The 21,868-nt window shown below is 63.1% G+C and carries 12 protein-coding genes, 2 other RNA genes and 1 pseudogene; 5 read left to right on the top strand and 10 right to left on the bottom strand.

The window, feature by feature from the left end:
* Positions 1–94: 94 nt before the first annotated feature.
* Positions 95–167: non-coding RNA, sX9 sRNA (locus RQH86_RS22170), on the bottom strand.
* 173 nt (positions 168–340) lie between these two features.
* Positions 341–2,518 (bottom strand): hypothetical protein, encoded by a 2,178-nt coding sequence (locus tag RQH86_RS22165; protein ID WP_311239403.1) that lies wholly within the window; start codon positions 2,516–2,518, stop codon positions 341–343.
* A 309-nt stretch (positions 2,519–2,827) separates the two neighbouring features.
* On the opposite strand from RQH86_RS22165, the pseudogene RQH86_RS22160 reads away from it, so the two are divergent.
* Positions 2,828–3,006 (top strand): annotated as a pseudogene (locus tag RQH86_RS22160) (propionyl-CoA--succinate CoA transferase); the annotation flags it as partial.
* A gap of 973 nt (positions 3,007–3,979) precedes the next feature.
* Here RQH86_RS22160 and RQH86_RS22155 read toward each other — a convergent pair.
* The 5 genes from RQH86_RS22155 to RQH86_RS22135 form a co-directional block, all read right to left on the bottom strand.
* Entirely contained in the window at positions 3,980–5,053 is a 1,074-nt protein-coding gene (locus RQH86_RS22155) for a 3-deoxy-7-phosphoheptulonate synthase (protein ID WP_055853104.1), read from the bottom strand.
* Between the two features lie 848 nt (positions 5,054–5,901).
* Positions 5,902–8,715, bottom strand: a complete 2,814-nt coding sequence (locus RQH86_RS22150; protein ID WP_311239402.1) for a TonB-dependent receptor — start codon at positions 8,713–8,715, stop codon at positions 5,902–5,904.
* Between the two features lie 669 nt (positions 8,716–9,384).
* A complete protein-coding gene (gene yghX / locus RQH86_RS22145; protein WP_311239401.1) occupies positions 9,385–10,272 on the bottom strand; it encodes a YghX family hydrolase in 888 nt (295 codons plus the stop codon).
* Between the two features lie 338 nt (positions 10,273–10,610).
* Positions 10,611–12,992 (bottom strand): beta-glucosidase, encoded by a 2,382-nt coding sequence (locus tag RQH86_RS22140; protein ID WP_311239400.1) that lies wholly within the window; start codon positions 12,990–12,992, stop codon positions 10,611–10,613.
* 195 nt (positions 12,993–13,187) lie between these two features.
* A complete protein-coding gene (locus RQH86_RS22135; protein ID WP_311239399.1) occupies positions 13,188–14,114 on the bottom strand; it encodes an alpha/beta hydrolase in 927 nt (308 codons plus the stop codon).
* A 112-nt stretch (positions 14,115–14,226) separates the two neighbouring features.
* Between RQH86_RS22135 and RQH86_RS22130 the strand changes: the two genes are divergently transcribed.
* Together RQH86_RS22130 and RQH86_RS22125 are read left to right on the top strand one after the other, a co-directional pair.
* Positions 14,227–15,144 (top strand): LysR family transcriptional regulator, encoded by a 918-nt coding sequence (locus RQH86_RS22130; RefSeq protein ID WP_311239398.1) that lies wholly within the window; start codon positions 14,227–14,229, stop codon positions 15,142–15,144.
* 327 nt (positions 15,145–15,471) lie between these two features.
* Positions 15,472–16,275 (top strand): trypsin-like serine protease, encoded by an 804-nt coding sequence (locus tag RQH86_RS22125; protein WP_311239397.1) that lies wholly within the window; start codon positions 15,472–15,474, stop codon positions 16,273–16,275.
* A 206-nt stretch (positions 16,276–16,481) separates the two neighbouring features.
* Here RQH86_RS22125 and groL read toward each other — a convergent pair whose 3' ends face one another.
* Together groL and RQH86_RS22115 are read right to left on the bottom strand one after the other, a co-directional pair.
* Positions 16,482–18,122, bottom strand: coding sequence for a chaperonin GroEL (gene groL / locus RQH86_RS22120; RefSeq protein WP_115512709.1), 1,641 nt, complete (start codon positions 18,120–18,122; stop codon positions 16,482–16,484).
* A 147-nt stretch (positions 18,123–18,269) separates the two neighbouring features.
* On the bottom strand, positions 18,270–18,557 hold the full coding sequence (locus RQH86_RS22115) for a co-chaperone GroES (protein ID WP_055853130.1): 288 nt from the start codon (positions 18,555–18,557) through the stop codon (positions 18,270–18,272).
* Between the two features lie 442 nt (positions 18,558–18,999).
* Here RQH86_RS22115 and RQH86_RS22110 point away from each other — a divergent pair, with 442 nt between their 5' ends.
* Positions 19,000–20,772, top strand: coding sequence for an endonuclease (locus RQH86_RS22110; RefSeq protein ID WP_311239396.1), 1,773 nt, complete (start codon positions 19,000–19,002; stop codon positions 20,770–20,772).
* A gap of 324 nt (positions 20,773–21,096) precedes the next feature.
* On the opposite strand, the gene RQH86_RS22105 is transcribed toward RQH86_RS22110, so the two are convergent.
* Positions 21,097–21,173, bottom strand: a non-coding RNA gene (locus tag RQH86_RS22105) — sX9 sRNA.
* Between the two features lie 358 nt (positions 21,174–21,531).
* Here RQH86_RS22105 and cutA point away from each other — a divergent pair.
* Positions 21,532–21,864, top strand: a complete 333-nt coding sequence (gene cutA / locus RQH86_RS22100; RefSeq protein ID WP_055853136.1) for a divalent-cation tolerance protein CutA — start codon at positions 21,532–21,534, stop codon at positions 21,862–21,864.
* The last annotated feature ends 4 nt before the right edge of the window (positions 21,865–21,868 follow it).

Genomic DNA, 21,868 nt, shown 5'->3' with positions numbered 1-21,868 from the left:
GGCGATGGCGACCGCGAGGCCTGGCGCTTGGCGTGGACGCTACGCGTCGAACGCCCCGCTCAATGCTTGATCAGGCAACCGGACGACTTAGGGTGGCTAACAACCCGTAGCGAGCAGCCGTCTGGTGTGTGGACAAAGCACAGGAACCGGAGTGTACGAATGCACCACGCCGACTCCGAGCATCGCCCGCACTCGCCTGGCAGTGAGCGCAGCCGTTTTGTTAGCCGCTCTTCGCCATCTGATGCACACGTCGCGCGGCCCGCACTGTGGTCTACACGGCATCGCCCAAGATGGATGCCACACCCTGCATGACGCCACGCCAGCACGCTTCGCCAAGCGCTTACTTCCGCCTGGATACCGGCGGCAGCAAGCCCGGCTGTTTGTCGTACCACTCGCGCGCGCCGGCCAGATGCCATTGCCGCTGCTTGCCATCCAGTTCGATGCCGGCGCCGAGCACGCCCCAACGCAGATACAGATTGCCGCGCCGCGTGTCGTCGTCCAGCGCCAGGCGCGCGCGCAACGAAAGCCGCGCGTTTTCTGCCTGCAGATCGTCGACCGTGAGTTGCTGCTTACGCCAGCGTACGCGGCCGGTGGCATCGAGCTCGCCCGAATCCAGCAAGCCCACCACCCAGCGCGGATAGTCGGCCCGCTGGGCGAACACCGACAGCAGCGGCGCGGCATCGCGCATGCGCAGTGCTGCGTCGGCATCCAGCTGAAACGGTGCGCTGGCCTGGATGGTGCCGGCACCGACCTGCAGTTCGCCCCACCAGTTGGTATCGGCGGTGTCCTCGCCCACGCGCATGTTGCGCAGACGCACGCGCGTCCCGCTGAGGTCGAAGAACTTGTTCTTGAAGTCGGCGCGTTGCAGCTGCGCCTGCAGGTCGGCATCGCCACGCATCTGCACGCCGGCCAGCGCCAGATGCGCGCCCTGCCCACGCAGATGCGCATGCCCGCTGCCGACATCGCCGGCTGCGTTGAGCGCGACATCGCCGGTCAGGCTGCCGCTGCCGCCGAGCAGGCGTACGGCCTTACCGGAAAGATAGCGGTTGTAGACGGTCAGGTCGGGCACCTTCGCATCGCTGAAACGCAGCTGCGCCTTGAGCGTGTCGCGCAGGCGCGCCAGTTCCGCATCGCCATGCATGGCCAGCTGCAGGTCGCGACCATCCAGCAGGATCTGCTTGGGCGCATCGCGTGGCGCGGCGCGGAACGTGGGAATGCTCACATCCAGATGCGCCTGCGGGGTGGCGGCATCGTCGATGCGGCCGCGCGCCCTGGCGATGCCGGTCAAACGCGTATCGAACACCTGCGCCACTGCCTCCACCCGTGGAATCTCCAGGCTGCTGCCGCTGGTCAGCCGACCTTGCGCCAGGCGTAGGTCGGCTTCTACCAGGCCGCCGCCTTCCAGCTGAAACCACGGCTTACGCACGAACAGCTCGGCGATCCAGTTCAAGGATTCGAACTTCCAGCGCCCCTGCACCTGGGCCGATAGCCGCGGCAAGATCTGCGCCGGCTCCTGGAAGGGGATGCTACGCCCAGCAATGCGCAGATCGGCGTGCAGTTCGCTGCCGGTGTCTGCATCGCGCGGCAAACGCGCCTGCACGCGGATGTCCTGCGCCACGTCCAGCTGTAACGCCAACATGCCGCGGTCAGTCGCACCGACACCGGCCATCAACGGCAGCCGCCACACCGCATGGCTGCCCGGCTGCAGCGCGCCGCGGTCCAGCGTGATGTCGGCCTCCACGCGCGCGACCGATGGTCCGCTGCGGATGTCCACGTGCGGGGCACCGGTATCGATCTTCAATGCCACCGTACTGGCCTTCAACCGCAGGCGCGCATGGGTGATACCGAGCTTGCGCAGGCCGGGCGCTTCATCGCGGTAGTGGCGCGGAAACTGGAACTGCGCATCCAGCTGCGCGCCATTGAAGACCTGCACCCCATCGAAGCTGACCACCGCATCGGTAAAGCCCGCCTCGGATGGAAACAGCTCCGATGGCCCGCCCTTGAGCTGTTTCAGAAAGCCGACCCTGCCGTGGCCGTTGCCTGCGATCAGCAGTTTCCCCACGCGCGCACTGCGGATGCTGTCGCTGCTGATCGCATCGAAGCGCAGGGTCCAGCCCTGGTCGCCACGTGGCGGCGGCGGGATAGGCGTATCGGAGGTTTCCACGTCCGCGCTCAGGCCGGTGGCATGCAGCCACGGCAGACGGACCTCACGCCGGAACAGGGCCAGCAGCGCGATGCGTGCATGCGCGCGATCGGCATGGAAGACATACACGGTGCGGTTGGCCTGCCCGCGCATGCGCACATTCCAGGCCATCACCTCGCCCGGGAACAGCGTCAGTGCCGGGCCCGTCTGCATGGTGAACTTGTGCGGCTGCCGGTTGGTAGTGGCATCGAACAACGGCGTGTTGAGAAACACATTGCCGGCCAGCAGATACAGCGCGTACAGCGCCAACAGCACCAGCAGTGCGAGCCGCCACGGCCGGGGCCAGCGCTGAAAGCGTTCGCGAAGAGAGGGCATGGGCGCAGGCGAGGAAGAGTCTGCCGCCACTATCGGGGGTGCGCCGACGGCGAGGCGTGAACGCTGGGGGTGCGCGACACCGTGGAGGCGCTGTTAGGTGGGTTCTGGAATGCCCGCTGCAGCCGCTGCAGCCGCTGCATGCGCGACACGCAGTGACGCTTCGCGGCCGCGTTCGGCTGACAATGGACGCAGCGATTCCAGATGGCGTGCTCACTGGCAGCAGACGCCAGTGACCATTGCATCAAGGTCGCACGCAGCCAGATGCCTGCAGCGGGCGATAACGGGCATCCCGTTGCCGCTGTGCCCGCCATGTCCGAGCAACGCATCCTGTACGCGCCGCTGCGCGACCGAGGGGTGTCTGCCTTGGCGGCAGCCGCGCTGATTGAGCCTCGCGAGACCGTGGCGATGAGCAGCTTCACCGGCACCGGCTACTTAAGGCGGTGCCGATAGAGATAGCGCAGCGGACCAAAGCGGCGAACCTACAAGGGAAGCAGTGGCCAACCTGCGCGTGCTCACGCCCAATCAGCACGCGCGCCAGTCGCTCGACCATTGCGTGTCCCCGCGCTATCGCAATGCACTGGAACACTAGATGGTACGCGCCAATCACGATAGCGATAGCACGCACACCCCGCATACGCTGACTGAGTCATTGGCGCGGCGCCAGCGCTGGCTCGAGCCTGGCGACATGCGGGGCTGACGTTGCATGCATGCACAGGTTATTGGGTTACATCGCGTGTCCCCGCGCTATCGCAATGCACTGGAACACCAGGTGGCACGCGCCAATCGCGATAGCGATGGCACGCACACCCCGCATACGCTGACTGAGTCATTGCCGCGGCGCCAACGCTGGCTCGACCCTGGCGACATACTGGGCTGACGTTGCATGCATGCATGCACAGGTTATTGGGTTGGGTGGCCATGCGTGCAGCGATGTACGCAAGTGAAGCACCGCCGCGGCGCCGCTTAACTCTTTGGAAACTTCATGTCTGCCGGCGCCACGCAGCGACATGCGCAGGTCATGCCCCGGGGCGATAACGTCCTTACCCGCTCGCTGGCGGTGCAGAACGTCTCTCCCTCCTAGCCACCGCAGCGACGGGTCACCAGTGGGTGGTGTTGTTCAATCCGCCGGACCGGCTCCCTGCGCCGGTCCGGCGTTTTTCTTTGACCGCACGGGTGGCGGCTCAGGCGATGGATGCGTTTTTTCCGCCGCACCGTAGCAATGTCACCCCAACCATCTCCCGCCGGCACAGTGGCTTTGGTTTTCTCGGACGAAAGCCGCTTTCATCATGTCCATGCGCGCTGCTTTCATCCCCCTCAGGATAATCAGCGCTCTCGCCCTTCTCCCATCGGGAGAAGGTGGCGCATCGCGCCCGATGAAGGTCCGGACGACACCTGGTGCCGCATCCGCAAGCCGACCAACCCGCAACCTCAAAATCAGTCAGCGAACGCGATGTCGCACGCTTACGCAGCCTCGGCAATGCGCCGCGCGCGCCGGGCGCGCACTGCAGTCGCCAGGCGATCCAGTACCTGTACCGAAGTGTCCCAATCAAGGCAGCCGTCGGTGATGCTCTGGCCGTAGGTCAGCTCGCAGCCTGCGACAAGTTCCTGGCGGCCGCCGACCAGATGGCTTTCCACCATGACGCCGACGATGCGCGTCTCGCCGCCTTCCAGCTGCCGCGCGATGTCATCGATCACCTTGGGCTGGTTGTCGGGATTCTTGCCGCTGTTGGCGTGGCTGGCGTCGATCATCAACCGTGCCGGCAGACCGGAGGTGTTGAGCACCTGGCTGGCCGATTCCACACTGGCCGCATCGAAGTTGGGCACCTTGCCGCCGCGCAGGATCACATGGCAATCCGGATTGCCCGCCGTGGCTGCCACTGCGGTCTGGCCGTCCTTGGTCACGGCCAGGAAATGATGCGGATGCGAGGCCGCGCCCACCGCGTCCACCGCAATCTTGACGTCGCCACCGGTGCCGTTCTTGAACCCTACCGGGCACGACAGACCCGAGGCCATTTCGCGGTGCACCTGGCTTTCGGTGGTGCGTGCGCCGATTGCGCCCCAGGCCACTAGGTCGGCGATGTATTGCGGCGAAATGATGTCGAGAAACTCCACACCGGCCGGCAATCCAAGGTTGTTGATGTCGCGCAGCAAGCCGCGCGCCACGCGCAGCCCCTTGTTGATCTGGAAGCTGCCATCCAGGTCCGGATCGTTGATCAGGCCCTTCCAGCCAATGGTGGTGCGCGGCTTTTCGAAGTACACCCGCATCACGATCTCCAGCGCATCGCCGAACTGCTCGCGCAGTGGGCGCAGCCGGTGTGCGTACTCCATCGCCGCGACCGGGTCGTGGATCGAGCAGGGCCCGATCACCACCGCCAGGCGGTCGTCGCGCCCATGCAGGATCTCGTGCAGCGCGGCGCGCGAGTTGGTGACGGTTTCGGAGGCGCGCTCATCGCAGGGCAGCAGCGACAGCAGCTGCGAAGGCGGTGCGAGGGCTTCGATCTTGCGGATACGCAGGTCATCGGTCACAGGCGGCATAACAGTGTCTCGGGTCGGCGGTTGCATCGGGGAGCCAGGCGAGGCGGCAACAAAAAAGCCGCCAGTGTGCGCTGGCGGCTTTTCGGGAATGCTGCTGAAGTTTCCTTCAGGGTGAGCGCAATCCTTCCTCCGCCAGCGGCATCGGAAAACCGTAGTACCAAAAATAAAACTGGCTGCGGGGTGCGTTCATGGGATGCATTGATACCACGCGTATTTGCGTGTTGCCACTGTTTCATCGGCAACGGACGTGCGCCCTATCGCAGTCGATGCACTGCCGGGACGCGAGAAAGGCCCACCGGCATATCCCTCGTTGACCACGACGGCGTGGCGCGACGCAATCGATGAGCGATGTGCGACCAGCCCTTTTGGCGCGGCTGTTTCATAAAGCTTGCGGTCCGTAGCTGCGGCGGGACGATTAACGCACTGGTACGCAAGTCCGCTTGTCCGACATCCGATGCGTGGATGCAGATGCGTCGTGACACTCAGCAGATCGTACATAGCGTTCCAAATTCGTATCTCGCTGCGGGCAACGACACATATATTCGCCAGATGACAGTTGAGCAACGGCACCGCCACCAGCAACCCCTCGTTCCTCCAGCATGGAATTGCTATCCGTATCCACGCGAGCGCTGCACTGCGGCCCGTCTAATGTCGGGTTGCAGCCGATCGTCATTGCACTGCTATGCGCCGCGTCCGCTTGCACCTTGCAGCCGCTGTTCACTGCATTGCCGCGCACGCTATCGATGCTTGCACCAAACAGCATCGCGCTAGCTTGATCGACCGCGCCACCGCGCACCACGCCACAGCGATCATGCCGTGACGTGGTGTGCATGCAGCAACCACATCACTCAAAATGTAAACACATACTCCGCTGCGACTTCGCGGCCGATCGGGTTGAACAAGGTGGTGTTGTAGAACCCGTAGCCGTAGAAGCGCTCCTTGTTCTCGTAGCCCACTTCGTTGAACACGTTGTTGACGTAGAAGTTGACCTTGGCGTGGTCGGTGATCTTGTAGCCGGTGCTGAGGTTCCAGTAGATCGCCGGGCCCACGCGACCGAAGTAGCGCTTGCTGCTCTCGCCCAGATGCACGTTGGCGGTGTCGGTTACCAGGCATTGGTCCGATGCGCTGGGCTGGTAGCCATCGTCGAAGCGCGCGCAGGTGCCCCAATTGACCGCACGCATCGAGCCAAGCCGGCGGAAGTACACCGTCCAGTCCCAGGCGCCGCCGTTGTCCCAATGCACGCTGCCACGCACCCGGCTGCGCACGCGTTCGTCGCGGCGGTTTTCGTCGCTGTCGGTGCGGTAGATCTGTTCGCGATAGGCGATCAGGTTGTTGTAATCCAGCGACAGCTGGAAGTTGCCCCAGCCGGCGGTAGCTAGACGATATTTCAGCGATGCATCGATGCCGGAGGTTTCCATCTGCGCCAGGTTGATCGGGCCGCGCTCGATGCTGGCGATGGTGCCGTCGGCATTGCGCACCACGCGCGAAGTAATGGTGTCGCAATAGCCCGCACCGCCGGGATTGTTCCAGGCGCCGCCGCTGACGGTGGTGCCGGTGCGGCAGCCGGCTTCGGCGGACAGGATCTCGTCGCGGTCCAGATCCTTGATCATTTCCTCCAGCTGGATGCGGTAGTAATCCACGCTCAGCGACAACCCTTGCGCGATATCCCACACCACTCCGCCGGTGAACGAGCGGCCGGTTTCCGAGCGTAGATCCGGGGTGCCGCGACGGTTCACATCCACGGTGTAGTAGATGTCGTTGTTTTCGTCGTTGCAGCCGCCGGTGAGATACGCGCCAGAGGAAATGCAGCGGTATTGATCGATCACGGTCTGGTTGGTGGAGCTGGGTTCGCCGAGCACGTAGTGCATGTCCGGCGCGCGGAAGCTGGTGGCCAGCGTGCTACGCAGCAACAGGCTCTCGACCGGGCGCCATTCCAACCCCGCGCTCCAGGTGGTATCGCTTTGCGTGCCGACATCGGTGGCGATGGCGGCCGACGACCGGTAACTGCCATAGCGGTCGTATCGACCGGCCACATTCGCGCTCAACGTGGATAGCAACGGAATCTGGAATTCCAGGCCGGCCGAGCTGCGCACGCGTTCGCCGCCGCCGCTATCGACCACATCCACCGGGTAGCACTCGTTGGCGCACGGGTCCGGCGACAGTTGATAGCCCTGCTTGGCGACTTCGGCCACGGTGGCGAAGCGGATCGGGCCGGCCCAGCCCTGCACCAGATCGCCGCTGAGGCTGAAACTGGCCTGATTTACCCAGGAATACGCAGCGTTGTGCGATTTGGCGACCAGGTCGTCGTACTGGTCCGACGACAGCGGCGCGTACAGGCGCGCTTCGTTGATCGCGTAGATGGGCGAGCCATCGGCGGCGGTGCCGGTGGGGCTGCCGAGAAAGTATTCGGTGGCACGCGCGGTATCCACGGTGCGGATGTATTCGTCCACCGTGTAGCGTGAGCGGCCCACGCTCAACTCCCAATCGAAGCGGTCGGCCCAGACCCCGCGCAGGCCGGCGCTGAGATCCCACGACTGTTCCTTGTTGTAGTTGGCCAGCCGGTCCCAACCGCCGGCTTCGCGCCGGGTGAGCTGACGGATCAGGTTCAACGAACGCCCGGTGGCCGCGTCCTGGAACGGGCCCAGATACGCGTATGGCGGGTCGTAGGTCCAGCGCCCGATGCTGCGGTTGGCCGACAGCGTGGCCCAGGCTTCGGTGGCCTCTCCGAACTTCCAGGTGCCGTAGAGATAGGCCGAATAATCTTCGCTGCCGGTGACCAGGCCCCAGTCGCCGTAATCGCGCGCCACGCCGCAATAGTTGCCGGTATTGGTGAGCGCGCCGCTGTTTTGGTCGTAGCTCAGCCGCTGCGCATCGACGAACTCGCCGCCGAAGCGCGCGCAGGTGCCCGCAGGCGGCGCCAGACGCTGGTTGGTGTTGGCATCGACCAGGCTCAGGCCAGTGAATGGATTGAAGCCGTACAGGCGGTTCTGGCCGGTCCAGTTGGAATAGGACATGTCATCCGAATCGTCCATTTCGGGGCGATCGCGGCCGCTCAAGGGGTCGCGCCGCGTGGCCTGCAGGGCGTAGGTCACGCTCCAGTTTTCGCCGGTGCGCCCGCCCGCCCACGACACATCGAAACTGTCGCGCCCGCCTTCGGTGGCAGTGCCGCCACGCAGGCGCACCTGGTCGCCCTGGTAGTCGCGCTTGAGGATCACGTTGACCACGCCGGCCACCGCATCCGAGCCGTAGATCGCCGAGGCGCCGCCGGTGAGGATCTCGATGCGCTCCACCGCCGCGGACGGGATATTGCTGTAGTTGGAAAAGTTGCTTTCGCCGCCGTAAGGCAGCGGGTAATCGGCGACGCGGTGGCCGTTGACCAGCAGCAGAGTGCGCCCCGGCCCCAGGTCGCGCAGATTGATCGGCGAGGCGTTGGGCGTGTGCGAGCCCCATTGCGTATCGGCTTCCACCGAGCCCTGCTGATTCATGCTGTTGAGCACGTCGTAGACGGTGGCGAAACCTTCCTGCTGGATCTGCTGCGCGGAGATGGTGACCACCGGCTGCGCGCCTTCGACCTGCGCGCGCTTGATGCGCGAGCCGGTGACGCTGACCGCATCCAGGGTGGACGTGGCACGCGGTGTGTCCGGCTCGGTTTGCTGGGCCATGAGCGGCGGCGCTGCGGCAGCCGTCAGTGCAAGAGATACGGAAATCGACAAGGCAAGACGATGACTGCGGCAGTTCATAAGATCCCCGGGAGAAGCCGGACGCGGCCGGCGTGGCAGTGCGCTGCAACGACGTCTGCCAGCGATGCATGCACCGCCGCCCCTTGTCCGATGGCCCCCCGACCACGCGGCGCAAACGCCTGCCCAGCGACGCTAGAGCTGCGATGACATCGGTGTCAACACACTGTCACGCAAGTGTGATCTGGATCGCGGTCCTGGGTTTGCGAACCCACTGGACACGCTTGCGCTCGCATGGCGATTGCGCGAAGTGCGGCGCACTCCGCAAGGGATGCGTCGCACGCTTCGGATTGGTCGGCTGTTTCGTTAGCTTGCCTGATCGACTGGCCGCCTGTTCGCTTGTCCTCTGGGTGACAAGGTTCGATTGATTCCTGATCGCTTGGCGTTTGGCAGTGCGCACGCGACACGCACACCAGCCGGGAGACTGACAGCTCAGCAGTCGGCAATCCCGGTGCGTCGCTTCTGCCGGCAGTCTGGCGTCGTCGCGACAACCCGATGCCTCACAGCCTTAATGTGCCCGCATCGAGCGGCTACGCCAGGGTGCAGGCGCTGGGCCCGGGCAACGAACGCCGCACGGCGACGCGCGCCATCGACTCAGGCCAGATAGCGGCGGAACCACGCAATGGTGCGGTCCCACGCCAGCGTGGCGGCGGCCTTGTCGTAGCGCGGCGTGGAATCGTTATGGAAGCCGTGATTGGTACCAGGGTAGAGATGGGCCTCGTACACCCTGTGCTGTGCCTTGAGCGCGGCCTCATAGGCCGGCCAGCCGGCGTTGACGCGCTCGTCCTGCGCCGCGTAATGCAGCAGCAACGGCGCACGGATGCGTGCGACCTCCTCGGCGGTCGGTTGACGGCCATAGAACGGCACGGCAGCGGCCAACTCGGGATAGGCCACGGCCGCTGCATTGGCCACCCCACCGCCATAACAAAAGCCGGTGATGCCGACCTTGCCGGTGCTGTTCTCGCGGCGCATCAAGAACTCCACGGCGGCGAAGAAATCATTCATCAGCTTGGTGGGATCGACCTGCTGCTGCAACGCGCGGCCCTTCTCGTCGTTACCGGGATACCCGCCGACCGAACTCAGGCCATCCGGCGCCAACGCGACAAAGCCGGCCTTGGCCACGCGCCGCGCCACATCTTCGATATACGGATTCAACCCGCGATTCTCGTGCGCCACCACCACACCCGGCACCGGCGCGCCGGTCTTGGCCGGACGCATCAGATAGCCACGTACGTCGCCATGCCCGTTGGGCGAGGGATACCGGATGTACTCGGCCACGATGTCCGGGTCGGTGAATTCCACCTGGGTGGCCAGCGCGTAGTCGGGACTCATCGATTCCAGGATCGCCGCCGCACTCAACCCTGCCACCGCAAAAGCGGCCGCGCGATCAAGAAACTCGCGCCGGCTCAGCGTGCCGTGCACATAGCCATCGTAGAGCTCGAGCAGTGCGGGATGAACATCCTGGGCGGTCAGACGGGGCATCGGCGTTCTCCTGGAGCTGGCCTGGCGAGCTGGGCGATCACGCCAGGCAGCATACGGTCTGCGCCGACGCTGCCTTCACTTGGTCTGCAGGTCCCTCCCGACAACGGCTTGCGTGCTACTGCGGCAGGACCCGTGCACGGCTAGCACGCGGTCGGATGTGTCGTGGCTGTCCAGTACCCGAAGGCACTGTGCCCGACCAGGCGCCGACCACAAACAGCATTGGATCCCAGCGCTGCTCGGTGCGGGAAACAAGCACGCGCGTTGCGGGTGCCGTAGCCGGCTTGCTAGGGCGTTTGTTCGGCCTGCGACCACAGCCGCCGATTTGCACCTTTGTGTTTCTAAGGCTTGACGTTGCGAGCGCTCACGTTCAACGACATAGACTTCCCCGGATCGGCTGCGTTGTCCGCCAAGCGAACGCTGTATGTGCCTTCCGAAATCGCCCACTGACGCGCTGCGGTGTCGAACCTGGCGAAGAATCTTGGATCGATCTCAAGTTCCAACTTTTTGCTCTCACCCGGCGCAAGCTCGACGCGCTCGAAGGCACAAAGCCGTTTTGGAAACTTAATCACGCCCTCGCCCGCCACATACACCTGCGCTACATACGCTCCGGTCAGGTCGCCGGAATTGCTGACAACAAAGCGAGCGACGAACCTGCCACCTTCGTCACTCACGTGAAAGTCATGGGTTTCAAAGCGCGTATACGACAACCCGTATCCGAACGGGAACAGCGGTGTTAGCGAGCGCGCGTCGAACCAGCGATAGCCTACATCGGCGCCCTCGACGTTGTAATCGATGCAGAAGATCTCGCCCTTGATCGGCTCCCCCGGATTGGACGTCGTGGTCGACGGATCTCGCTGCTCAGGATGCGGCAACTGTTCGACACTCTGTGGGAACGTGATGGGGAGGCGCCCGGAAGGGTTGACGCGGCCAAACAAGATGCCAGCGATGGCCTCTCCGCCGCCTAGGCCAGGATAGAACGCTGCGACCACGCCAACGACGTCGTCTAACCAAGGCATCGTGACCGAGCCACCTGAGATCAGCACGACCACGGTGTTTGCGTTGGCCTTGGCCACGGCAGTGATCAATGCATCCTGATCATCAGGCAACGAGAGACCTTGGGCATCTTGACCTTCCGAGCGCCATTCTTCGGCAACGACGATGACCGCATCGGCACCATGCGCCGCTGTGACGGCTGCGGCTGCATCGTTCGCGCTCACATAAACAACCTGCGCCGCGCAGGCTTCGGCCTTGATGGCGTTCAAGACCGAGCTGGGATGGTAGACCTTCTCCATCACCGTTCCCATGAACTCGAAACCAGGCTTGGTAACGCTGCCGATCGGAGTGACGGCAGACGAGCCGCCGCCCGCCACCACGCCGATGTCCGCCTGCGTGCCGATGACGACGATGCGGTTAGCGCCTCTCGAAAGTGGCAGGACATCTGCCTTGTTCTTGAGCAATACGATGCCTTGCTCAGCAGACCGCTGCGCCAACAGGCGATGTGCGGCGTAGTCGATCGCGGCGCCTGGCTTGGGCGGAGTGTCGATGACGCCGACAGCAAAAAGGCTACGCAGCTGACGGTGCACCATGTCGTCGATACGCGATTGGGGGACCAAGCCATTGCTGACGGCGGTTCGCAGCGGTTCGGCGAAATAGGGTTCAGGGTCCAAGTTCGCTCCGGATTGAACATCCAGCCCGGCAAGTGCGGCCTTCTCCACCGAGTGTGTCGCCCCCCAGTCGGACATCACCCAACCCGGATAGCCCCACTCCCCCTTCAATACGGTGTTGATGAGGTAGGCATTTTCGCTGGCCCACTCTCCGTTGACCAAGTTGTAGCCAGGCATCACGGCGCCTGGTTCACCAATCTCAATCGCGATTTTGAATGCCAGCAGATCCGACTCGTGGAGCGCCTGATCGACGATGTGCGAGTTCACCACTACGCGCCCGGTTTCTTGCGGGTTGATCGCAAAGTGTTTGACAGTCGAAACCACGCCTTGCGACTGAATACCAGCAACGGAGTTGCCAGCGATCACACCAGTGAGTAGCGGGTCTTCGGAGACATATTCGAAGTTGCGTCCACCACGTGGCTCACGCACCAGGTTCGCCCCGCCCGCCAACTGCACATTGAAACCCTTGGCCCTGGCTTCCTGCCCAACCATCGCGCCCGTTTTGCGCGCCATGATTGGATTAAAGCTCGCCCCAAGCAACAACGACGACGGCAGCGCTGTGGCGTTGTCGCCAGGACGTACATTCGCCAAATTGCCTACACCCAGACTTGCATCGGTTTGCTGTTGCGCAGGAATGCCCAAACGCGGCACTGCCGGGTAGTAGGCCGCTGATCCGAGCGCACCTTCCGGTTTGTCACTGCCTGCAATCGGAATTGCCATTGGCCCGGACAACCATGCAAATTTCTCGTCCTCGGTCATCGCCTGAACCACCAGCCACGCGCGCACCTCTGCTGGCAGGCTTGCATCAGACCAAGGGAATTGCTGCGCGTCCGCACAAGCCGATCGAACATGCTCCTCACCGACAATGGGAGCGTTGTCCGTGCCTTCAGGCGTATCGCTGCGAGATGGACTGTGCAAGACAGAACTCCTGAAAATTTTCTGGAAAGATAAATGTTTGAAAGTGTGGATGCGATGAAGCGCTGCGCTCAAATGGGTACGTCGCACGAGCAGCGGATCGCTTGTCACCGAGGCGAAGCTTTCGCGCTTGGCAGTCAATGAAAGATCGATGCCTCAGACATCGCAGAACAGCGGATGGTGAAGGTAATTGGCCACTCAGCGTCACGCCAACTTGCCAGCAACCTCCTATCCAACGCCGCTCTGCTACCGGCTTTTTCGCCGATAGCAGCGTGCTGAAACAGCAGCATCAGTCGATTGCAAGCATGCATCTTCTGCGAGGTCATCCTTACAGCGTTAGCTTGAAGTCTTTTCGAGCTGCGCATTCAAGAATCGCACTGAGCTTGCAAGTGCTTGGCGAGCCTCTGGAAGTGTGTTTGCAAAAAAGTGCCACGCATGGAACATGCCCGGCCAGACTTCAAGATCGACGCGGACACGGTTGTCGCCCAGATGAGTCGCCAGGCGCATCGCGTCGCTCAACATCAACTCGTTCTCGCCGATCTGAATCTGGATCGGTGGCAGGCCAGTGACATCGGCAAACACAGGAGATGCCATCGGATGATTCGGCAATGCATCGCCCAAGAAGGTGCGAGCCAAGAAGCGTAATCCCGCTCCGGTATTCAGCGGATCGAGTCCTTCGCGATTGGTGACCGATGCCCCGGTGTGCTCCAGATTTGCCCAAGGCGAAATCGCAGTGCCGGCTGCAGGAAGAGGCAAGCCTGCGTTGCGTGCCGCCACCATGACGGAAACCACCATCGCGCCGCCAGCCGACTCGCCGGCGAAAACGATTTTTTGGGCTGGGATGCCCAACGCAAGAAGTCCCTTATAGGCCGCTAGCGTGTCGTCAATTGGCGTGGGAAAAGGATACTCGGGGGCAAGCCTGTAATCGGGCATGTAGACCCGTGCACCCAGCATCTGCGCGTAATTTCCGCCTATCCCATGATATCCATCCGGGGCACCGACGATATAGGCGCCGCCGTGAATATAAAACAGGACGGCATCGGTGTTCTGCGTTGCCGGAGTCACCAGTGTCGCGGGCACGCCGTTCAGATCGATCTTCTCGAAACTCACGTCTGCTGGCGGCAACTGCTTGGCCAGCATGTCTACGTAACTGTCGCGGATTTCTTTCATCGTGAGTTCTTTGTTTTCCCCGGTCACTACCGGGGCAAGTTCTGCCAAGCTCTGAGCCCACTCTTTGATGCTTGCCTTGACGTTCTCGTTCACAGAAGCTCCCTCAGTCGATCATTGGTTCTTGAAAACCGGTATGCCAAGATTAGGTGCATGATTGGGGAATGTGGTTCCCCACTGATCCGGTGATCAATCCCTAGAGGCCTCGATGGAACTCACGAACATCAACGACATTGTCGCGTTCGTTACAGTCGTTGATAGCGGTAATTACACGCTGGCCGCCAAACGTTTGGGGTTGACCCGCTCGGCCGTTGGCAAGCGCGTTGTTCGTCTGGAGGAAAGACTGGGTATGCGTCTGTTGAACCGGACGACAAGGAGCTTGAGCCTGACGGACGATGGGCACGTTCTCTATGCGAGAAGCTCTCTGATCCTTGAGGATCTGAAGGAAACAGAGACCGCGATGGCGCTTCGTTCGGAAGCCCCGTATGGCCGCCTAGCCATCAGTGCTCCTGTAACACTGGGAATGAGGTATGTGCTTCCGGTAGTAGAGCAGTTCATCGATACCTGGCCAAACGTCAGCGCAGTTGTGCAGTATTCCGATCGCTTTGTGGATCTGATTGAAGATGGTATCGACATTGCAGTGCGCACCGGACCTGCACGCGAAGACTCGCGCATCTTCAGTCGAACCGTCACGCACCAACGCATGGTGACGTGTGCATCGCCCAGTTACTTAGCGAAGCACAACGCGCCAGAAGCCCCATCCGATCTGTCTCAGCATCATTGCTGTTTCTTTCTAGACGAAGGGCGCCCAAGACCGTGGACGTTCCGAACTGGAAAAAGCGATACATCCTTTTCGGGTGCAAGCAGACTTATCATGGATAGTGGGGAAGCCTTGCAACGTTCAGCCTGTGCAGGGCTGGGCATCGCCCAACTTCCCGACTATCTCATCCGAGATGACCTCGCATTGGGAACGTTGGTCAGGATCTTGGAAACATTCGAGCCCGCTCCTGAGCCTATCCGTGTCGTCTATCCGAGCAAGCGTCACCTGTCGCCCAAGATCCGTCGGTTTATCGACCTGCTGAGCGACGCATGGAGAGCGGATCCACCGGGCGGAAACAGTCAGTGAGCGGCTGACTAATGAAGAGATGCGCGAAGCCATCTTGGTCGGAGCTGCAGCTGGTGAACTGGATGCCGTTAGCGACGAGAACCGTATGCAGGGTGTAAGTCACCGTCTGTTTGCCACCATCTTTTGATTGATTCCGTAGCGGCTTGGAAAGCGCTCTCAGGCTTTTTTGACCACGACTCAGCCCTCATTTCCCGGCTTTCGTCTTACCGAATGCCGTCTCGTCAAAAATACGGTGGTGTGTCGAAACTGCTCGGCTATATTGAAGCGAGGACCGCAAGAATCTTGCGGATGGCCGTCAGGTTGATGCATGAAAGGACGCACGGGTAAATGAAACGCCAGTTACTAGTTGCTCTTTGTATGCTGCCGTTCGCGGCGAACGCAGTTGTCATCCGTAACGATGTTGAAGACTCAAAGTATCGAGTAGATCGATCTGCGTTTGTGGCGCTGGCAGATATGCCAGGCGAAGGGCATGGCGTTCTCATCGCGCCGAAGTGGGTCGTCACCGCCGCACACGCAGCTCCCATGGAAGGCATGGACGCCGAGGTGACCATCGACGGGCACGCATACAAAGTTGCGCGCGTAGTCGTCCATCCAGGCTACAAGCGCATGCCAGACGCGCTGGGCCAGGACGCCTTGAAGACCGGCAATCCTTCCAGGATTCACGCCTTTCTGGCTGGTTCGGATGACATCGCTCTGGTCGAGCTGGAGACGCCAGTGGAGCAAATTGCACCGGTAGCCCTGTATCGCGGCAACGATGAGGTCACGCAAGTCGCCATGTTGGTAGGGAAAGGGGCAACCGGTAATGGCATCGAGGGGCAGATTCCCAATGCGCCACATCGCGGCGTGTTGCGGCGGGCCTACAACTCCATTACTGGAGCAAACGATCGCTATGTCTGGTATCGATTCGATCCCCCCGCACACGGCTTGCCGCTCGAAGGCGTGTTGGGAAGCGGCGACAGCGGCGGCCCGCTGGTTGTGCAGAAGCAGGGCGCCTGGCAACTCATTGGGCTGGGATCGTGGATCACGGCGGTTCCAGAGCACGTCCTGGAGGCGGGTTTCTACGGACAAATGGTCTACAACGTCCGCATATCGCGCTATGTCGCATGGATCGATGGCGTGATGTCGCCATAGCTCTGGCCGCGCAGCCGTCTACGCGCGAAGACCTCGCGACGCAGTGACATCTGACCATGGCTGATGCGCCTGGCGTTACGTGCGCCGCTGATAGCGCATCGGCATGCAAGCGGGATGACCGTCGCGGTGCACGCAAAAAAAGAGCCCCGCATCGCTGCGGGGCTCCTTTTGACTGCGGTGTTGCGTGTCGGCGTAAGCCGGCTGGATCAGAAATCCATGCCGCCCATGCCGCCCATGCCACCGCCGCCCGGCATTGCCGGCTCGTCCTTCTTCGGTGTATCGGCCACCATGGCTTCGGTGGTGATCATCAGGCCGGCGATCGAGGCTGCGTTCTGCAGCGCCGAACGGGTGACCTTGGTCGGGTCCAGGATGCCGAACTCGACCATGTCGCCGAACTCGCCATTGGCGGCGTTGTAGCCGTAGTTGCCGGTGCCTTCCTTGACCTTGTTCAGGATCACGGACGGCTCTTCGCCGGCATTGGCCACGATTTCGCGCAGCGGGGCTTCCATGGCGCGCAGGGCGATCTGGATGCCGTGGGTCTGGTCTTCGTTGGCACCGGTCAGGTTACCGACGGCCACCAGCGCACGCACCAGGGCCACACCGCCGCCCGGGACCACGCCTTCTTCGACGGCTGCACGGGTAGCGTGCAGGGCGTCTTCGACGCGTGCCTTCTTTTCCTTCATTTCGATTTCGGTCGATGCGCCGACCTTGATCACTGCAACGCCACCGGCCAGCTTGGCCACGCGTTCCTGCAGCTTCTCGCGGTCGTAATCGGACGAGGTGTCTTCGATCTGGGTCTTGATCTGGCCGACGCGCGACTCGATCGCGGCCGAATCGCCAGCACCGTCGATGATGATGGTGTTCTCCTTGGAGACCTGCACCTTCTTCGCACGGCCCAGGTCCTTGATCGTGGCCTTCTCCAGCGCCAGACCCACTTCCTCGGAGATCACGGTGCCGCCGGTCAGCACGGCCATGTCTTCCAGCATCGCCTTGCGACGGTCGCCGAAGCCCGGTGCCTTGACGGCCACGACCTTGACGATGCCGCGGATGGTGTTGACCACCAGGGTCGCCAGCGCTTCGCCTTCGACTTCTTCAGCGACGATCAGCAACGGCTTGCCGGCCTTGGCCACGCCTTCCAGCACGGGCAGCAGGTCGCGCACGTTGGAGATCTTCTTGTCGTGCAGCAGGATGAACGGGTCGTCCAGGTCGGCCGACTGGCTCTGCTGGTTGTTGATGAAGTACGGGGACAGGTAGCCGCGATCGAACTGCATGCCCTCGACCACGTCCAGCTCGTTTTCCAGGCCCGAACCTTCTTCAACCGTGATCACGCCTTCCTTGCCGACCTTCTTCATCGCTTCGGCAATGATGTTGCCGATCGATTCGTCCGAGTTGGCCGAGATGGTGCCGACCTGGGCAATCGCCTTGTCGTCGGTGGTCGGCTTGGACAGGTTCTTCAGCTCGACGACCGCAGCCTTGACGGCCTGGTCGATACCGCGCTTCAGATCCATCGGGTTCATGCCGGCAGCCACGGCCTTGACGCCTTCGCGGATCAGGGCCTGAGCCAACACGGTGGCGGTGGTGGTGCCGTCGCCAGCGTTGTCGTTGGTGCGCGAAGCGACTTCCTTCACCATCTGCGCGCCCATGTTCTCGAACTTGTCAGCCAGTTCGATTTCCTTGGCGACGGAGACGCCGTCCTTGGTGATGGTCGGGGCGCCGAAGCTCTTCTCAAGCACGACGTTGCGGCCCTTCGGGCCCAGGGTCGCCTTGACGGCATTGGCAAGAATGTTGACGCCACGCACCATACGGTTGCGTGCATCTTCACCGAAACGAATGTCTTTAGCAGCCATTTGTATGTAACTCCGGAAATGGGGAATAGGGAATGGGGAATCGGTAGATCAACAGCGTGAATCGGGGCGGGGTGGGATGGCGAAGGGCGTTAGCCGCTTTGCCCATTCCCGATTCCCAACTCCCGATTCCCGGCGCATAGCGCCTGATTAGCCGATGACTGCCAGGATGTCGTCTTCGCGCAGCACCTTGTACTCGACGCCTTCGGACTTGTAGCTGCTGCCGGCGTACTGGCCGTAGATGACCTTGTCGCCAACCTTGACCACCGGCGCGCGCAGGCTGCCGTTGTCCAGGGGCTTGCCGGCGCCGATGGCGATGACTTCACCCTTGGTGGACTTTTCCTTGGCGGAGTCAGGAATCACGATGCCGCCGGCGGAAACTTCGTCGGCTTCGATCGGCTTGACTACAACGCGGTCGTGAAGCGGCTTGATGCTCATAGATAAGACCCTCTTAAGTGATTGATTGGTCTGGAAATTATCGGCGATGTTAGCACTCGTATATGACGACTGCCAGCACAGCGCGCGGAAAAAACCCGACAGAGCGGGTGCGGGCCAGAGATTGTGCTGGGCGGGCAGCTTTCAAGGGCTGGCGGCAAAAAATTTTCATCCGGCCGTCTCATCCGGCGGGCGAACCGCGGCGAAAACACCGGGCAAGCCGTCGTCGGGGCGGACGTGAGCGGCACGCAGGAGCTGGATGTTGCGACCCAACGCCAACGAGCGCCGGTGGCTGTCGCCACGTGCCGATTCCGGGCAGCGGCTGCGCCCACCGACCGTACATGCAGCCGTTGCTACTCGCTCTAAAAATGGAACCAGGTTCCACCGTTTGTCATGCACAGGCTCTACAGTCGGAACAGCATTCCCCGATCACAAGGAGCTGTCGATGAGGTTGCCGTTCCGTAGTCTTCCGCTGGCCTGCGCCATTGTCCTGGCCGTCCCCACCGCCCACGCCGCGGTGTTCATCAACGAACTGCATTACGACGACGCGGGCGCCTCCGGCGATACCGGCGAAGGCGTGGAAGTGGTGGCCACCGCCGGCGAATCGCTGAGCGGCTACCGGATCTATCTGTACAACGGCAGTGCGCCCAGCGCAGCGGTGAGCTACGCCAACACGGCGGTGCCGGCCGGCAGCCTGGTCAGCTGCGGTAGCCAGGTGCGCATTGCCACCGTCAGCTACTCCAGCAACGGCGTGCAGAACGGGCCCAACGACGGCGTGGCGCTGGTGGACCCGAGCGGCCAGCTGGTGCAGTTCCTCAGCTACGAAGGCGCCATCACCGGTAGCGGCGGCCCGGCGGCCGGCGTCACCAGCCAGAACCTGCCGGTCAGCGAAAGCAACAGCAGCGCGGTCGGCAGTTCGCTGCAACTCACCGGCACCGGTAGTGCCGCAGCCAACTTCAGCTGGGCGGGCTCGGCGGCACAGACCTTCGGCGCCTGCAACCGCGGCCAGACCTTCAACGGCAGCGGCGGCGGTGGCACCACCGGCGCACCGACGATCACCAGCACCACGCCGACCCAGGGCGCGAGCGGCTTCCCGGCGGCCGGCGATCTGGCGGTGGGCTTCAGCGAGGCGGTGACGCTGAGCAGCGGCGCCTTTGCGCTGAGTTGCGCCAGCTCCGGGACGGTTGCACTGAGCTACCCGACCAGCGGCACCCGCTTCACCCTGTCCACCAACACCGCCTTGGTCGGCGGCGAACGCTGCACCCTGGCGATCACCGCCAGCGCCATCCGCGATGCCAGCGGCTTGAGCCCGGCGGCCAATCAGTCGATCGCCTTCACGGTGGCGACGGCCGGCGGTGGCGGCACCGGCTACTACTCGCGGGTCAACACCACCAGCCCCAGCCAGTTGCGCTGCTCGCTCAATGCCACCATTCGCGGCCACACGGTCTATCCCTACAGCGGGACCGGCACCAGCACCTGGACCATCCTGGAGATGGCCGACGAGGACCCCAACAACAGCGGCCGCATCCTGGACGCCTACCGTAACCGCAGCTACGCCAAAGTCAGCGACCGGGCCGGCACCGGCAGCGGCCTGACCTACAACCGCGAGCACACCTGGCCCAACTCGCTGGGCTTCGGCAGCGCCACCGGCGACCGCGGCCTGCCGTATGCGCCCTACACCGACACCCACATGCTGTATCTGACCGACACCACCTTCAACGCCGACCGTGGCAACAAGCCCTACGCCACCTGCACCAGCAGTTGCGGCGAGCGGGTGACCGAGGTCAACGACGGCAGTGGCGGCGGCAGCGGGCGCTATCCGGGCAATTCCAACTGGGTACGCACGCCCGATGGCAACGGCGGCACCTTCGAGGTGTGGGGCCGGCGCAAGGGCGACATGGCGCGCGCAGTGATGTACATGGCGATCCGCTACGAAGGTGGCACCGACGCGTCCACCGGCCAGTCCGAACCGGATCTGGAGCTCACCGACGATCGCAGCCGGATCGTGCAGACCTCATCCTCGCCCGCGTACATGGGCCTGTTGTCGACGCTGCTGGCCTGGCACCAGGCCGACCCGCCCGACGATGCCGAGCGTGCGCGCAACCAGGTAGTCTTCAGCTTCCAGGGCAACCGCAACCCGTTCGTCGATCACCCCGAATGGGCCACCGCCGGCCTGTTCAATTCGGCCAAGCCGGCCAGCTGCCAGCTGGCCAACTGAGACCCACCGGCCCGGCGCGTGCTGCGTCGGGCCGGTGTGGCTGAAGCGCTTTTCAGCGGAGACCGACAGCGACGGCGCGCTGTCCAGGCGCCATGTGCCAGTGCCCGCGATCATCGACCGGCAGCATCCCGCCAATCGCACGTCCCTTGCCGCCCTGCATTGCACGTTGGCCGATGGCGCAGGTGCCGCGAATACCGGCGTTAGCGCCAGTCGGTCATGCAACTCGCAGACCCGGCGCATCGCCCTGCCGGACCTGGGACGTTAGGCGCTCCAACCCATCTCTGCTACTAGTGCGGGGTTCTCTTGCTGATCGCGGATTAGCGCGGCTAACACCACGTAGCGAACAGTGGTCAGACAGGCGTGGGCGGCGCGCTCAGAACCGGAGTGCACGCGTGGCCCATACCGCACCGCGTAGCGAGCAGCAAGCACCGGCCGCGTCCGCTTGGCGGCGAACACAGTCGGTTTGTCAGCTGTTCGTCGCCTAGCTGTCTCTGCGCGAACCTGGTGTAGGCGCGGCGCGCGGTCAAGGCACGCATCGCACAGCGCTGCATTCGACGCTGACGAGTCATCCGGCGTACTGCGTCCATCGGCGTGCATGCCGATGCCCTTAAAGCATCCCAGCGCGCCGCTTTGGCTACCCAACGACCACGTCGGCGCTAACGCATCGCCCGTCTGCAGCGGCAATCCAGCGAAGTTGACGCCTTGTTCCGGAATGTGCGGTCGATCCCCCGCAGGCAGGGGATTACACTGCCGGGCCGAATGAACGCCTCTTCCCTCCATCTGTTGTTCAGTACCTGCCCGGACGCCGACAGCGCCGACCGCATCGCGCATGCCTTGCTCGACGAACGGCTGGCCGCCTGCGTCACCCAGCTGCCCGGCGCACAATCGCTGTACCGCTGGAACGGGGCGATCGCGCGCAGCACCGAAGTGCAGCTGCTGATCAAGACCTGGGAAGACCGCCTGCCAGACGCCATCGCGCGGCTGCAGGCACTGCATCCGTATGAACTGCCGGAGGCGGTCGCTGTCCAAGCCAGCGCCGGGCTGCCGGCGTATCTCGATTGGGTCCGGGCCGACACCCGCAAGGAAATTTGACGTC

Origin of the sequence: Xanthomonas sp. WCS2018Noco2-27, assembly GCF_031843525.1 — a bacterium.
GTDB lineage: Bacteria > Pseudomonadota > Gammaproteobacteria > Xanthomonadales > Xanthomonadaceae > Xanthomonas.
The sequence above is the reverse complement of the archived record's forward strand: the minus strand, read 5'-3'. Positions and strand labels throughout refer to the sequence as shown.